Source organism: Mesorhizobium sp. B2-8-3, assembly GCF_006440815.1.
In the GTDB taxonomy this organism is placed as follows: domain Bacteria; phylum Pseudomonadota; class Alphaproteobacteria; order Rhizobiales; family Rhizobiaceae; genus Mesorhizobium.
The window spans coordinates 39,493-54,021 of the sequence record NZ_VFTW01000022.1 but is presented as its reverse complement, the minus strand read 5'-3'; the positions used below and the strand labels follow the sequence as shown (position 1 = coordinate 54,021).

The 14,529-nt window shown below is 67.8% G+C and carries 13 protein-coding genes; 1 reads left to right on the top strand and 12 read right to left on the bottom strand.

Going from position 1 to position 14,529, the window contains the following annotated elements; translation table 11 throughout:
* Positions 1 to 98: 98 nt before the first annotated feature.
* The 7 genes from cobT to cbiE are packed head-to-tail and all read right to left on the bottom strand — an operon-like array spanning position 99 to position 6,423.
* Complete coding sequence (gene cobT, locus FJ418_RS25005; protein ID WP_140870191.1) at positions 99 to 1,124, bottom strand: nicotinate-nucleotide--dimethylbenzimidazole phosphoribosyltransferase; 1,026 nt, start codon at positions 1,122 to 1,124, stop codon at positions 99 to 101.
* A 24-nt stretch (positions 1,125 to 1,148) separates the two neighbouring features.
* Positions 1,149 to 1,916, bottom strand: coding sequence for an adenosylcobinamide-GDP ribazoletransferase (locus tag FJ418_RS25000; RefSeq protein WP_140870188.1), 768 nt, complete (start codon positions 1,914 to 1,916; stop codon positions 1,149 to 1,151).
* Complete coding sequence (locus FJ418_RS24995; protein WP_140870185.1) at positions 1,913 to 3,229, bottom strand: cobyrinate a,c-diamide synthase; 1,317 nt, start codon at positions 3,227 to 3,229, stop codon at positions 1,913 to 1,915. The genes FJ418_RS25000 and FJ418_RS24995 overlap by 4 nt, the downstream gene beginning before the upstream one ends.
* Positions 3,226 to 4,041 (bottom strand): uroporphyrinogen-III C-methyltransferase, encoded by an 816-nt coding sequence (cobA, locus tag FJ418_RS24990; protein ID WP_140870182.1) that lies wholly within the window; start codon positions 4,039 to 4,041, stop codon positions 3,226 to 3,228. Before cobA ends, FJ418_RS24995 begins: the two co-directional genes overlap by 4 nt.
* Positions 4,038 to 4,802: a precorrin-4 C(11)-methyltransferase gene (cobM, locus tag FJ418_RS24985; protein WP_140870179.1), complete on the bottom strand. Its 765-nt coding sequence runs from the start codon at positions 4,800 to 4,802 to the stop codon at positions 4,038 to 4,040. Before cobM ends, cobA begins: the two co-directional genes overlap by 4 nt.
* Positions 4,799 to 5,185 (bottom strand): cobalamin biosynthesis protein, encoded by a 387-nt coding sequence (locus FJ418_RS24980; RefSeq protein ID WP_140870176.1) that lies wholly within the window; start codon positions 5,183 to 5,185, stop codon positions 4,799 to 4,801. The genes cobM and FJ418_RS24980 overlap by 4 nt, the downstream gene beginning before the upstream one ends.
* Positions 5,182 to 6,423, bottom strand: coding sequence for a precorrin-6y C5,15-methyltransferase (decarboxylating) subunit CbiE (cbiE, locus tag FJ418_RS24975; protein WP_140870173.1), 1,242 nt, complete (start codon positions 6,421 to 6,423; stop codon positions 5,182 to 5,184). The genes FJ418_RS24980 and cbiE overlap by 4 nt, the downstream gene beginning before the upstream one ends.
* Position 6,424: 1 nt before the next feature.
* Between cbiE and FJ418_RS24970 the strand changes: the two genes are divergently transcribed.
* Positions 6,425 to 7,192 (top strand): cobalt-precorrin-6A reductase, encoded by a 768-nt coding sequence (locus FJ418_RS24970; RefSeq protein WP_140785598.1) that lies wholly within the window; start codon positions 6,425 to 6,427, stop codon positions 7,190 to 7,192.
* Here the strand turns inward: FJ418_RS24970 and FJ418_RS24965 are convergent.
* From FJ418_RS24965 to FJ418_RS24945, 5 genes are read right to left on the bottom strand one after another with little or no spacing between them, the layout of a single operon-like run.
* Positions 7,156 to 7,920, bottom strand: coding sequence for a precorrin-3B C(17)-methyltransferase (locus tag FJ418_RS24965; protein WP_140644293.1), 765 nt, complete (start codon positions 7,918 to 7,920; stop codon positions 7,156 to 7,158). The genes FJ418_RS24970 and FJ418_RS24965 overlap by 37 nt on opposite strands.
* A complete protein-coding gene (locus FJ418_RS24960; RefSeq protein ID WP_140870170.1) occupies positions 7,917 to 8,666 on the bottom strand; it encodes a precorrin-2 C(20)-methyltransferase in 750 nt (249 codons plus the stop codon). Before FJ418_RS24960 ends, FJ418_RS24965 begins: the two co-directional genes overlap by 4 nt.
* A complete protein-coding gene (locus FJ418_RS24955) occupies positions 8,663 to 9,295 on the bottom strand; it encodes a precorrin-8X methylmutase (RefSeq protein WP_140870167.1) in 633 nt (210 codons plus the stop codon). The genes FJ418_RS24960 and FJ418_RS24955 overlap by 4 nt, the downstream gene beginning before the upstream one ends.
* Positions 9,296 to 10,789 (bottom strand): precorrin-3B synthase, encoded by a 1,494-nt coding sequence (gene cobG, locus FJ418_RS24950; RefSeq protein ID WP_140870164.1) that lies wholly within the window; start codon positions 10,787 to 10,789, stop codon positions 9,296 to 9,298.
* Positions 10,786 to 14,529, bottom strand: coding sequence for a cobaltochelatase subunit CobN (locus tag FJ418_RS24945; protein WP_140870160.1), 3,744 nt, complete (start codon positions 14,527 to 14,529; stop codon positions 10,786 to 10,788). The genes cobG and FJ418_RS24945 overlap by 4 nt, the downstream gene beginning before the upstream one ends.

Below are 14,529 nucleotides of genomic sequence, written 5' to 3'. Positions count from 1 at the left end.
TTTTGCTGAGATCGCTCTGACCGGTAGGCCGTCAGCGATCGGAAGAAACAATGCTTCACCGGCGCTTCGGGTGCATCGCACGCAATCCGGGGTGTCGTCTACTTCTCCGAAACGCCGGCCTCGGCGAAGCTCGCCATCTTCGCATGGCATTCCAAAGCGGAACGGATGATGTTGACGGCAAGGCAGGCGCCGGAGCCTTCGCCGAGCCGCATGCCGAGATCGAGCAGCGGCGGCAGGCCGAGCGCTTCGAGCAGGCGGCGGTGGCCGGCTTCGGCCGAGACGTGGGCGGCGACGGTGTGGGCGAGGCCGGTCGGGTGCAACCTTGCCAATGGCGCGACCGCGGCGGTGCACACAAAGCCGTCGAGCAGCACCGGCACGTTGTTCTTGCGCGCGGCGAGCGTGGCGCCGAAGATCGCCGCCAACTCGCGCCCGCCAAGGGCGGCAGCGATCTTCAGCGGGTCGGAGAGCGAATCGGCGTGGCGCTTGAGGCCAGCCTCGATGGCCACGACCTTGCGCTGCAGGCCGGCGTCGTCGACGCCGGTGCCGCGGCCCGTCCATTTCTCGGCGCCGCCGCCGAAGAGGGCGGTGGAGATCGCCGCCGCCGGCGTCGTGTTGCCGATGCCCATCTCGCCGAAGCAGACGAGATCGAGGTCCTTGGTCACGGCGTCATAGCCGGCCGAGACGGCGGCGAGGAACGCCTGCTCGTCCATCGCCGGCTCTTGCGTGAAGTCGCCGGTCGGATGCTGGAGATCGAGCGGGATGACGTCCAGCTTGGCGCCGGCAATGCGGGCAAGCTGGTTGATGGCCGCACCGCCGCCGGCGAAATTCGCCACCATCTGTACCGTGACTTCCGAAGGATAGGCCGAGACGCCTTGCGCGGTGACGCCGTGATTGCCGGCGAAGACGAAGACTTTCACCGCATCGAGCTTCGGCATGTCGCGGCCCTGCCAGCGGCCGAGCCAGGCGGCGATGGTTTCCAGCCGGCCGAGGCTGCCCGGCGGCTTGGTCAGCGTGTCCTGGCGCCTCGCGACGGCGCCGGCGGCCGCATCGCTGCCGGCGGGAAGATCGAGGCAAGCGGCGCGAAGGTCTTCGAGCGATTTGAAGGACGTTGTCTGGGGGGACATGGGGGCAAGGTCTCCGAAAGAGAATCAGGAAAGGCAAACGGATGCGACGAGCAGCACGGCGATCTCGCCGAGCTGCTGCAGCGCGCCGATCGTGTCGCCGGTCTGGCCGCCGATCTGGCTGAGGCAAAGCGCGCGGAAGGCCATGAAGATCAGGCCGAGCAGGATGAGTGCTGCTATCGCACCGCCAAGGCCGAGCGCCAGCAGCGCCACCGCGCCGAGCGCCGCGCCGACGATGGCGGTCTCGGTCGTGACAGAGCCCGCATTGGCGGACAGACCGTCGGCTCGCGCCGGCGGCAGTAGATGCATGAAGGCGCCGAACAGGCCGCGCGAGGCCGCATGCGCGGCGAGCAGCGCCAGGACGAGGTGGCCGGGACCGGTCAGCTCGGACAGCGCGCTCCAGCGGATGAGCAGCGAGACACCGAGCGCCGCCGCGCCATAGGCGCCGATGCGGCTGTCGCGCATGATCTCTAGTTTCCCGTCGCGTGTTCGGCCACCGCCGAAGCCGTCAGCGATGTCGGAAAGCCCGTCCTCATGCAGGCAGCCGGTGACCAGCATCGTCGCGGCGAGCGTGAGCGCGGCGGACGGCCCGGTGGCGAGGCCGAGAACTGTGGCGATGGCGTAGACGAGCGCGCCGATGATCGCCACCGCGAGACCGGCAAAGGGCGCCGCCCAAATCGCGTCGGCAAGGCTGCGGCCGCCGAAATCGCTCGATGGCAACCTCAGCCGGGTGAAGAAGACGAGGCTGAGGCCGATATCGTCGAGCACTTGCTTCGGTGCGGAAGGACCGCTCATGCGCCCCTCGCTATGGCATGGAAGAAGGTGCCGGTGACATGGCCGCGCCGGTAGCCTGAGGCGCCGAGCGGATTGCCCTGGCCATCGGCAAGGTCAGCCAGCGGCTCGTCATTGCCCGTGGCGGCCATCTGCGCATAGTGGAATTCATGGCCGCGGATCAGCGTGCCCTCCGGCCCCAACGGGCAGGCGGCGCGCAGCCGCGCCTCGCGATAGCCAAGGTTCATCTTGCGCCTGGCGAAGCTGGTCGAATGGCCAAGCAGGCCGAGCATTTTGTGGCTCTCGCCGTCCGCATCTTCCAGCACTTCGCCCAGCACCATGAAGCCGCCGCACTCGCCGTGAACAGGCTTCGTCGCCGCGAAGCGCGCCATTCCCGTCCGGAAGTTCGTCGCGGCCGCGAGCTTGCCGGCATGCAGCTCGGGATAGCCGCCGGGCAGCCAGCAGACTTCGCAATCTTCCCTCGGCTTCTCGTCGGCGAGAGGCGAGAAGGGGGCGATCTCGGCGCCGGCCTTGCGCCAATGCGCGGCGACATGCGGATAGAGGAAGGTGAAGGCGGCGTCCTCGGCCAGCGCGATGCGCTGCGCTGGCGGTTGCAAGGCATCGGCGAAGTCGCCGGCTGCCGGCTCCAGCGGGGTCGCCAGCGCCAGGATGGCGTCGATGTCGAGCGATTTTTCGACCATGTCGGCCAGCCGGTCGAGATGCGCCATCAGGTTCTCGTATTCGCCGGCCTGGACGAGGCCGAGATGCCGCTCCGGCAGGTTGAGTGTCGGATCGCGCAGGATGGCGCCGACCACGGGTAGGCCGATCGCCTCGATGGCGTCGCCCGACAGCCGCCGGTGGCGTTCGCTGCCGAGCCGGTTGAGCACGACGCCGGCCATGCGCACATCGGGATCGTAGGTGGCAAAACCCTTGGCCACCGCCGCCGCCGTGGTCGATTGCCCGGAAACGTCGAGCACCAGCAGCACAGGCAAGCCGTAGAGCCGGGCGAGATCGGCGGCCGAGCCGGAGCGGCCCTCCGGCGCGGGGATGCCGTCGAACAGGCCCATCGCGCTTTCGAGGATGACGTATTCGGCATCCTCGGCGGCTTGGCCGGCCAGCGCGTTGAGCAGGGCAGGCGGCATTGCCCAACTGTCGAGGTTGACGCCGGACAGGCCGGTGGCGGCGGCGTGGAAGCCCGGGTCGATATAGTCCGGTCCGGACTTCGCGCCGCGCACTTTCAGGCCGCGCCGGGCAAGCGCGCGCAGCAGGCCGATGGTGACGCTGGTCTTGCCCGAGCCGGAGCGCGGCGCGCCGATGATGATCGCGCGCGCCGTCATGTGCCGCCCGTCAGTGCCGCGCGCATGGCGACGATGCCGCCGACCACGATCAGCGCCGGGGAAGCGAGCCCGGCGGCAGCGGCTTCGTCCGCGATAGTTGCGAGCGTGGCGACGACGATGCGCTCCTGCGGCGTCGTCGCGGCGACGATCACAGCCGCGGGTGTCGATGGCGCCAGGCCGCCGCTGAGCAGCTTTGCCGCGATGACCGGCAGGTTGGCCATGCCCATATAGATGACGACCGGTTGTCCGGTGCGGGCGATTGCCGCCCAATCGATGTCGTCATCGGTGCCGGCGGCATGGCCGGTAGCCAGGATAACGGCCTTGTTGACGCCGCGCATGGTGGCGGGAATGCCGGTGGCTGCCAATGCGCTGAGACCGGAGGTCAGGCCGGAAAGCACCCGGAACGGAATGGTTTCGCCCGCGAGCGCCAAGGCCTCTTCGCCACCGCGGCCGAAAATATAAGGGTCGCCGCCTTTGAGCCGCACGACACGGCGGCCTTCGCGCGCCAACCGTACCAGCAGGGCGTTGATGTCGTCCTGCTTCATCGAGGGCTGGCCACCGCGTTTTCCAGCGTAGAAAAGCTCGGCGCCTTGAGCGACCGCCACGACATCGGGCGAGACCAGCGCGTCATAGACCAACGCGTCGCATTGCCCGAGCGCCGCCAGCACCTCCAGCGTCAGGCAGCCGGGATCGCCGGGGCCGGCGCCGGCCAGCCAGACATGGCCGGGCTCAAGCTCGCGCGGCTTGAAGTTCAGGCGCGCAAGCGCCTGTTCCACCGTTGCCCGTCCGTTCGTATTGGCGCTGCCGTTCACAATCCATCCCGTCCGCGAAAACGCCGCTGGTAATGGGCGTCGTACAATGAGCTTTCGCCGAAATCCTGCGCTGCAAGCGCGTTGCCGACGAAGATGATTGCCGTGCGCTCCATCGGGTTTTCCGCCAATTGCGCTTCGATAGTGCCCAGTGTGCCGGTCAATATGCGCTCGTCCGGCCAGGAAGCGCGGAAGACGACCGCGACCGGACATTCGGCGCCGTAAAGTGGCGTGAGATCTGCGACGACGCGATCGATGGCATGAATGGCAAGGTGAATGGCAAGCGTGGCTCCGGTGCGGCCGAAGCCGGCCAGCGTCTCGCCTGGCGGCATTTTCGAGGCGCGACCGGAGACGCGGGTCAGCACCAGGCTTTGCGCCAGTTCTGGAATGGTGAGCTCGCGGCGCAGCGCGGCCGCGGCTGCCGCGAAGGAAGGCACGCCTGGGGTCAGCGTATAAGGGATGCCGTGTTTTTCCAGCCGCCTGATCTGTTCGGCCACCGCGCTCCAAACGGAGAGGTCGCCGGAATGCAGCCGCGCTACATCCTGGCCGGCCTTGTGGGCGGCGACATATTCGGCCTCGATCTCGTCGAGCGACATCGGCGCGGTATCGATCAGCTTGGTGCCAGGCGCGCAATGCTCGAGCAATTCCGGCGCGACGATCGAGCCGGCATGGAGGCAGACCGGGCAACTGGCCAGGAGCCGCGCGCCGCGCAGCGTGATGAGATCGGCCGCACCTGGACCGGCGCCGATGAAATGGACGGTCATGCGGTACCTCCGCCAAGAGCGATAGCGCAGGTCACAGGACCGAGCACGATGCGCGGTCCAAGCAGTTTCGCACCTTTTCCGGCCGCGGCCAGAGCCGAGGCTTCCGAAACCGAAGGCGTGCCAGCCTGGGCCTGCGACACTTCGGACCGACTGACCGTGCCGGACGAGACGGATTGCAGCGCAGCGTCGGACATGATGAGCACGGGGAGGTCGAGGTCTCGGCCGGCAAGGAAGATCGCCGGCTCGTCGCGCTTGATTTCGCCCGTCGCCAGCGCGGAAAGCGCCGTCATCGCCAGCCCATGCGCTTCGAGCGCGGTCTCGATCGCCGCCAGTACTTCCTCGACGCTCACACCTATGCGGCTGCCGATACCCGCGACCATCATGGTTTCACCCAGCTCCACTGCGTCACCGGCATGGCCGGCCGCCACGCCTGCATGGATCCGACAGCTGCCGCGCGCGACAGCGCTATGCGGGTAAGATCGCCGCCGCGGCTGTTGTACTGGTCGAGCAGCAGCGCCTCCATTTCCAGCGTCACCGCATTGGCGACCAATCGGCCACCGGGACGGAGCGCCTTGATCGCCTTCTCCAGCACACCGGTATCGCTGCCGCCGCCGCCGATGAAGATCGCATCCGGCGTTTCGAGCTTGGCGAACGCCTTGGGCGCGGCGCCTTCGACCACGGCAAGACCCGGCACGCCGCAATGCGCGGCATTGCGTTGGATGCGGGCGGCGCGTTCGCCGTCGGCCTCGACGGCGATGGCGCGCAGCGAGGAATGCGCCAGCATCCATTCGATGCCGATCGAGCCGGAACCGGCGCCGATATCCCACAACAGCTCGCCACGGCGCGGCGCCAGCGCCGACAGCGTGATGGCGCGGATCTCGCGCTTGGTGATCTGGCCGTCATGCTCGAACAGATGGTCGGCAAGGCCGGCGGTCAAGGGCAGGACGCGCGCATCCGGCGTCGATTCAATTTCGAGCGCCAGCACATTGAGCGGGTTGATGTCTTTGAGATTGAAGACATCGGCGCGGGAGGTTCGACGCGCCTCATCGGCACCGCCGAGCGCTTCGAGAACCGTCAGCCGCGACGGGCCGAAACCGAACTCGTCGAGCAGTGCGGCGATGGCCGCCGGCGCGTCGGCGTCCGATGTCAGGGCAAGGATGCGCGCACCGGGGTGGAGCAAGGGCCGGATCAGCTCGATCGAATGGCCGTGCAGCGAGATGGCCTCGACGTCCGGCAGCGCCCAGCCGAGACGGGAGGCGGCCAGCGACAGCGACGATGGGGCCGGGAGGACGAGCATCTCATCCGGCTTGACCTTGCGCGCCAGCGTGACGCCGACGCCATGAAAGAACGGGTCGCCAGACGCCAGCACGCAGATTTTTCTGCCTTTGAGCGCCAGCACGTCTCGCATTTCGGCATCGAACGGCGTCGGCCACGGGCGCGCCTCGCCCCTGGCCAAGTTTGAGATGAGACCAAGATGCCGCTTGCCACCGAAGACGACTTCGGCCTCGGCAATACGCTGCTTGGCCTCGTCGCCGAGACCCGCTACACCGTCCTCGCCGATGCCGACGACGGTCAGCCATTTTGAGGCTGGCTTGGCGGCGCGCGGACCCTTAGCAGGCATGATGACCCACCATATCCTGATCCTCGGCGGCACCACGGAAGCCCGGCAACTGGCGGGAAGGCTTTCCCGTCGCAAGGATTTTTCGGTCACGCTGTCGCTTGCCGGCCGCACCGAAAGTCCGGCCGCGCAAGGCGTGCCGGTGCGTGTCGGCGGTTTTGGCGGCGCGGAGGGATTGGCTGCCTATCTTCGCGAAGAGCATGTCGATCTGCTGATCGACGCCACGCATCCATACGCCGCCCGTATCTCGGCCAATGCCGCCGAGGCGGCCAAGCGGTCCGGCGTGCAGATCCTTGCGCTGCGTCGTCCCGGCTGGGAGCCTGTCGCAGGCGACCACTGGACGCTGGTCGACGACGTCGCTGAGGCGGCAGCTGCCCTCGGCACGGCGCCGCGCCGCGTTTTCCTGGCGATCGGCCGGCAGGAGGCGAGCGCCTTCGAAGCTGCACCGCAGCACCGCTATCTGATCCGCAGCGTCGATCCGGTCGAGCCGAAGCTTGCCGTGCCCGACGCGCTCTACGTTCTGGCGCGCGGGCCGTTCCTGGAAGCGGATGAGCGGGTGCTGCTCGAAAAATACAGGATCGATGCCGTCGTTTGCAAAAATAGCGGCGGCGAGGCGACCTACGGCAAGACCGCCGCGGCGCGGGCGCTCGGCATCGAAGTGGTCATGATCCGCCGGCCGACGCTGCCTAACGTGCCCTCGGCCGAAACCGTCGATGCGCTGGCGGCAAAAGTCGATCATCTTTTCGAGCCCGTTGCCGAACGCGGCGTGTAGACCAGCGCCGGCCGTTCGCCGCGCTTGATGATCCGGGTCTCGGGCGAGCCGATGATGATGCAGGTCGACATGTCGGCCTTTTCCGCATCGGCGTCTGCCAGCAGAAAAACCTCGATGCGCTCGTCGGGGCGCCCGGCGGCACGGCCGAAGATCACCGGCGTGGTGCCGGGCAGGATCGCCTTCAGGCATTCGAAGGCGCGGCCAAGCTGCCAGGGACGGGCCTTGCTGATCGGGTTGTAGAGCGCGATGACGAAGCCGGCTCCAGCCGCCGCCAGCAGGCGCAGCTCGATCAGGTCCCACGGCTTCAGATTGTCGGAGAGCGAGATGGCGCAGAAATCGTGGCCGAGCGGCGCGCCGATGCGGGCGGCCACCGCAAGCATGGCGGTGACGCCGGGTACGACCGACAGGTCGATCGAACGCCATTCGTCGGGCCCGGCTTCGATCGCCTCGCAGACGGCCGCGGCCATGGCAAAGACGCCGGGATCGCCGCCTGAAACGACGGCGACGCTATGGCCCTCGGCCGCCTTGGCCAGCGCCTCGTTGGAGCGGGCAAGTTCCTCGCGGTTGTCGGAAGCGATGCGGGTCTGGTCCGGCCGCAGCTCAAGCCGGTCGAGATAGGGCTTGTAGCCATAGAAGAACGAAGCCTCGGCCACCGCATGGCTTGCCTGCGGCGTGACCTGGTCGGCATTGCCCGGACCGAGACCGATGACGGTGAGGCGGCCGCTCATGCTTTGGCTCCGGGGCGCGCCGACCAGCCCGCGACCAGCACGATGGCGAAATAGGGCGCCTTGTCGTCCGGTTTTTCGGCAAGCCGCATCGAGATGCTGCCCGGCATCGTGCCGCGCTCGACATAGACGGCTTTCGCCAGCTTGCCGGACGCTTCCAGCGCGCGACGGATTTTTGGCAGGTTGCGGCCGACCTTCATGATCACCGCGGCATCGGTGTCGGCGAGGCGGCGGGTCAGCTCGAACTCACTCATCGTGCCCGGCAGCACGGTCAGCACATCGTCGCCCTGGACGATCGGCAGGCCAGTGGTCGACCAGCAGCCGGACATGGCGGTGATGCCGGGGATGACTTCCGTCGGGAACCGGTTTGCAAGCCGCACATGCAGATGCATATACGAGCCGTAGAAGAGCGGATCGCCTTCCGACAGCACCGCCACCATCCTGCCGGCGCCGAGATGCTCGGCGACCTGTTCGGCCGACTGCTCGTAGAAATCGGCGATCTGCGAGCGGTAGTCGTCATGGTCCTTGTCGATTTCGGTGGTCACCGGATAAAGCAGCGGCAACTCGATCATGTCCGCCCGGAAGCGCGCCTCGACAATGGCGCGGGCATTGCTGTTGTTGCCGCGCTTGGCGAAATAGGCGACGACGTCGGCCTCGGCCAGCGCGCGCGCCGCTTTCAGCGTCAGCAGTTCGGGGTCGCCCGGGCCGGTGCCTACGCCGACAAGACGGCCTTTTACAATCGCGTTCACAGGCCCGGCCTCGCCAACGAATTGAGCGCGGCGGCGGTCATAGCGCTGCCGCCCAGCCTGCCGCGCACGATGGCATAGGGCACGCCGTAGGAATTTTCGGCCAGCGCATCCTTGGATTCGGCGGCGCCGACGAAGCCGACCGGCATGCCGATGATCACGGCGGGCTTCGGCGCGCCGTCGCGCAGTTTTTCGAGCAGATAGAAGAGCGCGGTCGGCGCATTGCCGATGGCGACGACCGAACCGGCCATGCGCTCGCCCCAAAGGTCGATCGCGGCGGCCGAGCGGGTGTTGCCGATTTCCCTGGCGATGTCGTGCGTGCGCGGGTCGCGCAGCGTGCAGATCACCTCGTTGCCGGCCGGCAGCCGGGCGCGAGTGATGCCGTGGGCCACCATCTCGGCATCGCAGAAGATCGCCGCGCCGGCGGCGAGTGCGGTGCGGGCCGCATCGACGAAGCCATTGGAGAAAACAAAATGGCTGGCGGCTTCGACCTGGCCGCAGGCATGGATCATGCGAATCGCGACATCCGCTTCGGCCTCGGAGAAGCGCGACAGGTCCGCCTCGGCGCGGATGATGGCGAAAGACCGCTCGTAGATCGCCGTTCCGTCATGGATATAGTCGTAGGCGGCCATTCACTGGTTCCGTCGATAGAGTTCGGCGATGCCGGCCGCGCTAAGTCTTGCCAGGCAGGCGGCGGCGGTTTCGCCCTGATGTCTTCCGTCGCGGATCGCGGCAAGGATGCCGGCGACCCCGCGCGCGGCGTCATAGCCCGGCCTGTACGCGGCAGGAAGGGCCTTTGCCGTCCCGTCCACGACAAGTCCGGCTCCGTTTTCGTCGCCGACCAGGGTGAGCGCAGCGGTGCCGGAATGCGCGCAGCCCTTGGCGCAGCCGGAGATGTGGAGAGACAGCGAGGCGTCGAGAAGGCCCGCGCTTTCTTTTGCGATCGTTTCGGCGATGGCGCGGGTGGCGATGCGGCCGGACGCGCAGGCCGGCGCGCCTGGGCAGGCGGCGATGCGGGTGCGCGGGTCGGCGGGGTCGGTGACGAAGCCGAGAGCGGCGGCGGAGGATTGGAGCGTGGAGGGGGCGGAGAGACCGAGGAAGAGCAGGGCTCGGCCTGGGGCGAGGCGGATTTCGGAGGCGCCGAGGTTCGCGGCTTGGGTGGCGAGATCGATGAGGTTTTGCGCCGGCATGCTGCCGTAGGGCAGGGCGATGCCTAGGGCGTGGCCGTCCGTGAGAGCGAAGGTGCCAATGGGATGGGTCTTAGGCTGGCGTTTCTTCACACCCCCCTCTGTCCTGCCGGACATCTCCCCCGCAGGGGGCGAGATTGGCAGTTTCGGCGACGGTTCTCCACCTGCAGACTTGGCGCTAGGCTCGACCTTGCCGATTGGCGAAAGCGCTGATGACAGGTCAATCTCCCCCCTTGCGGGGGAGATGTCCGGCAGGACAGAGGGGGGTGTGACGGAATGCCAACGTGCGAGTGAATTGAGCTGTCTCTCAGACAAATCTCTTGCGTGGGCCTCACGACCTCGCTCAGCCACCATCCTCAACGCCGCCACAGCAATATCGCGGGAAGCATCAGCATCGACCGTCGCAAGCGGCCTTGAACTGTGCCCGTCGCCAGCAACCGACACGCTCCAAAGAACATCGCCGCCAGCCCCCACCGCCTTCAGCCGCACATCCGCCGTCACAGCATCCATTGTCAGCTGCCCGCCGCCGTCGACAACCACCGACACCTTCGGTCCCAGCCTTGCCGTCAGCCCGGCCTCTTCGATCGCCACCCTGATCCGCTCAGCCAGAGGGCGCGGGTCGGCAATCTCCTGCGGATCGATTCCCACCAGCGGCCCGACTTCGACCGGCACGCCGCTGCGCACGGCAATGCCAAGCGCATCCACCTCCGCCGCCAGCAGCCGCGCGCTGTCCGCCGTCAAACCACGGATCTGCAGGCTGCCGCGCGCGGTCACTTCCATGATGCCGTTGCCGTGGCGCAAGGCGGATTCGCCGAGTCCGATCAGCGACTTCGGGGCAAGTCCTCCAGCAACCGGATTGAGCCGCACCAAAAGCCCGTCGCCGGTTTGCATCGGTGCGCTCAGCGCAGGGCAGGCGCCGCGGCGCGAAAAGGCGTTCATGCCGCCACCCCGCTTGCCTGGGCCTCGGCAATCAGGGCCGCGAGATCGTCGTCGATGGAATTCCTGAGCGGATGCCAGAGGCCGCGCCGCCGCGCAGCGAGAAAACGCTCGGCGATGACCTTGGCGGCGGCCGGGTTCTCGCGCAGCAGGAAGGCGCGCACGTCCGGGTCGCCGACATAGGCGTCGTGCACCGCCTCGATCAGCGCGCCTGATATGGCATGCGTGGTTTCGGCGAAACCGACCAGCCGATCGACGGTCTCGGCGAATTCGGAGGCGCCGCGCGGGCCATGGCGCATCTGGCCAGCGATGAAGCGCGGGTTGACGGCGCGGGCCCGCACGACGCGCGATACTGCATCGCCGACCGAGCGCGGTTTCGGCTTCTTCGGATCGGTCGTGTCGAGCACGATGACGTCGGCATTCCTGCCAAGCGTGGCAAGGGCGGCCGAAAAGCCACCGATGAAGGCGACGTCGGCCGAGCCCTCGAGGATGTCGCGGCCGGGATCGTCGCCGGTGTGGACGAGGAGATCGGCTTCCGCGATCCGTCCCTCGAAGGCGCCGGGCGCCGAGACCGCCTCGCCTTCGGCGCCGCCATAGGCGTGCGATGTCGCGTCGAGATAGGCGCGGCCGATCTCTTCGCGCGCGCCCCATTCGCCGCGCGACAGCAGGTCCTCGACGCCGGCGCCATAGGTGCCGGGCGAAGTGCCGAAAATGCGCGGGCCGATCTTGCCCTGAACGCGTGTCGTCGCGGCGAGCGGGTTCTCGGTATCGTCCTCGTCGCGGCTGGCGACGGCGTTGGCGGCGGCGTCGACCAGCGCGATCTGGGTCGGAAACATGTCGCGGAACAGGCCGGAGATACGCCAGGTGACGTCGACGCGCGGGCGGCCGAGCGCCGCCGGCGGCAGCACCTCGATGCCGGTGACGCGACCCGTGGCGGCATCCCATTGCGGCCGACAGCCCATCAGCGCCAGGCCTTGCGCGATCTCCTCGCCGCCCGTGCGCAAGGAGGCCGAGCCCCAAAGATCGATGACCAGCGAGCGCGGCCAGTCGCCGTGGCTTTGCATATAACTGCGCACCACTTCTTCCGCCGCCGCCTGGCCGAGATCATAGGCAGTCGGCGTCGGCATGGTGCGCGGATCGGAGGTGAAGAGATTGCGACCGGTGGGCAGGACATCGGAGCGGCCGCGCGCCGGCGCGCCGGCGGGACCTGCCTTGATGTGGCGGCCGTCGAGCGCGGCGAGCAGGGCAGACTTCTCAGCTTCGGCGCTTTGCCGGCGCAGTGGATCGACCTCGCCTTCCGGCGCGCGGCCATAGACATGCAGCCCATCCTTGACGGCGAAGTCCTTGAGGTCGCAGAGCCAGGCATCGATGCGGCGCAGCGCTTCGTCTGGAGCGTCTGTGCCGGCAACGCCGGCTTCGGAGGCCAGACCGGTCCTTTGCGCCGTCTCGACGATCAGCCCAGCCAGACGGTCGCGGCGGCGGCGGTCGAGGCCATCGGCCTGGGCGTATTCATCGACCAAGCGCTCCAGCTTCTGTTGGACCTCGTTGAGGCCTGCGCCGGTCAGCGGCGGCGGCAGATGGCCAAGCGTGACGGCCGAAATGCGGCGCTTGGCCTGCGCCGCCTCGCCCGGATTGGAGACGATGAATGGATAGATGACGGGCAGCGATCCAGTGACGATCTCGGGGAAACAGGTTCCGGAGAGCGCGACCGTCTTGCCTGGCAGCCATTCCAGCGTGCCATGCGCGCCGACATGGATAATGGCATGCGCGCCGAGCGATTTTTGCAGCCAGAGGCCGAAAGCGATCAGCTCGTGGCGCGGGGGCAGCGTCGGGTCGTGATAGTCGGCGCGGCGGTCGGCCGAGCGGCCGCGGTCGGGGGCCAGCGCCACGGTGACGTTGCCGAAGGTGGCGGCACGGAAGGGGAAGGTTGCCGAGGTCGGCGCTTGAACACCCCCCTCTGTCCTGCCGGACATCTCCCCCGCAGGGGGGGAGATTGATCTGTCGCCACCGCTTTCGCCAATTGTCGGAGTTGCAGGAATGGCGCCTTCGGCGGAACTGCCGATCTCCCCCCTTGCGGGGGAGATGTCCGGCAGGACAGAGGGGGGTGCCTCGCGCGAACCTATCTGGTCCTGTGCCATGCCCCATGCCACCTCAACTGAAGCTCGCGCTTCCCTCGGCAGTTCGGCCGCAAAGGCGAAGTAATCCGCTACGGAGAGGCCAAGCCCACCAACCTCCAGCGCATCGAGCAACTCCCGCGGCGATTGCGGAATCGCTTCAACCACGTAGCCCTGTTCCTTCAGGTCATGCAGCATGGCGAGCACGCTTGACGGCACATCAAGCCCAACGGCATAGCCGGTCCGCCCGGGCGCGCTGGGATAATCGGGGATCAGGATGGCAAGCTTGCGTTCGGCCCGCTCGGTCCGCTGCAGGCGGATAAAGGCAGCGATCCGCCTGGCGACCTGCTCGACGCGATCGGCCTCCGGCCGGTTGGCGAAGGCGCGGAAGGCGAGCGCCGGGTCGGTTTCGACCTCGCCCTTGAACGAGATCGCGCCGGCAAGGATACGGCCGTCGAGCTCGGGCAGCACGACATGCATGGCGAGATCGGCGGGCGCCAGGCCGCGCTGATTCTTTTCCCAGACCTCGCGTCTCGTTGTGGCGACGATGACCTGGAACACCGGCACGCCGGCGCGGTCGAACAGAGTCTCGATGCCGGGCTCCGCGCCGGAGGCGAAGGCGGTGGCGGTGACGATGGCGGCGGGATTCAGCGAGGCGATCGCGTTTTCGACGAAGGCGAGAGACGCCGGATCCTTGAGGCTGGAAACGAAGATCGGCACCGGGGCCATGCCTTGCTGCTTCAACGCTTCCGCCAGAGCGTCGATCGGCGCTACGTCTGCCGCGAGCAGCATCGAGCGGTAGAAGAGGATGGGGACGACTGCGAAATTGTCGACGCCGAGTTCCGTCACACCCCCCTCTGTCCTGCCGGACATCTCCCCCGCAAGGGGGGAGATTGCTCTGTGGTCGACGGTTTCGCCAACTGTAGATGTTTCAGCTAGCTCGATATTTGACGAAGCAGAGATAGAGCCGGCTTGGGTGACGGCTGATCTCCCCCCTTGCGGGGGAGATGTCCGGCAGGACAGAGGGGGGTGCGAAGGAATGCCGACCCTTGAAACGTTCGACTTCTCGACGACACCAACTCCCGGCTCATAATACCCCGCCTTCGGCACACTGACCGCATCAACCACGGCCGCCTCAGCCCCCGCAAGCTTTGCCAGCCTTTGCACCAGCGCCGCCATATTGGCCGGCCCGCCTTCGCGGAAATAGCCGAGCAGCGCGTCGAGCTCGGCACGCGGCAGCGTCGAGCCTTCGATCAGCCGCTGGTCCTCGTCATGGCTTTCGCCGGGCAGCAGCGCCAGCTTGATGCCGCGCTCGCGCGCGACCGCGGCGAGCTGGTCGCAGCCATAGCGCCACCACTCATAGCCGCCGAGGATGCGCACCAGGACGACCTTGGCGTGGCGGGCGACGCTGTCGATCCAAAGATCCACCGACATCGGGTGGCGAAGGTCGCGCAGCGCCGCAAGCCGCATCGCGGGCAGCCGCGCGGCATCGGCCTTCCAGGCGGCGGCCAGACCGGCGAGGTCGCTGTCGGTGAAGGACAGGGCCACCACATCCGCAGGCGTCTGCCTGAGGTCGACCGGCTCGGCGAGATCGTCGAGCGAAGCGGATGTCGTGGTGAGGATATGCAT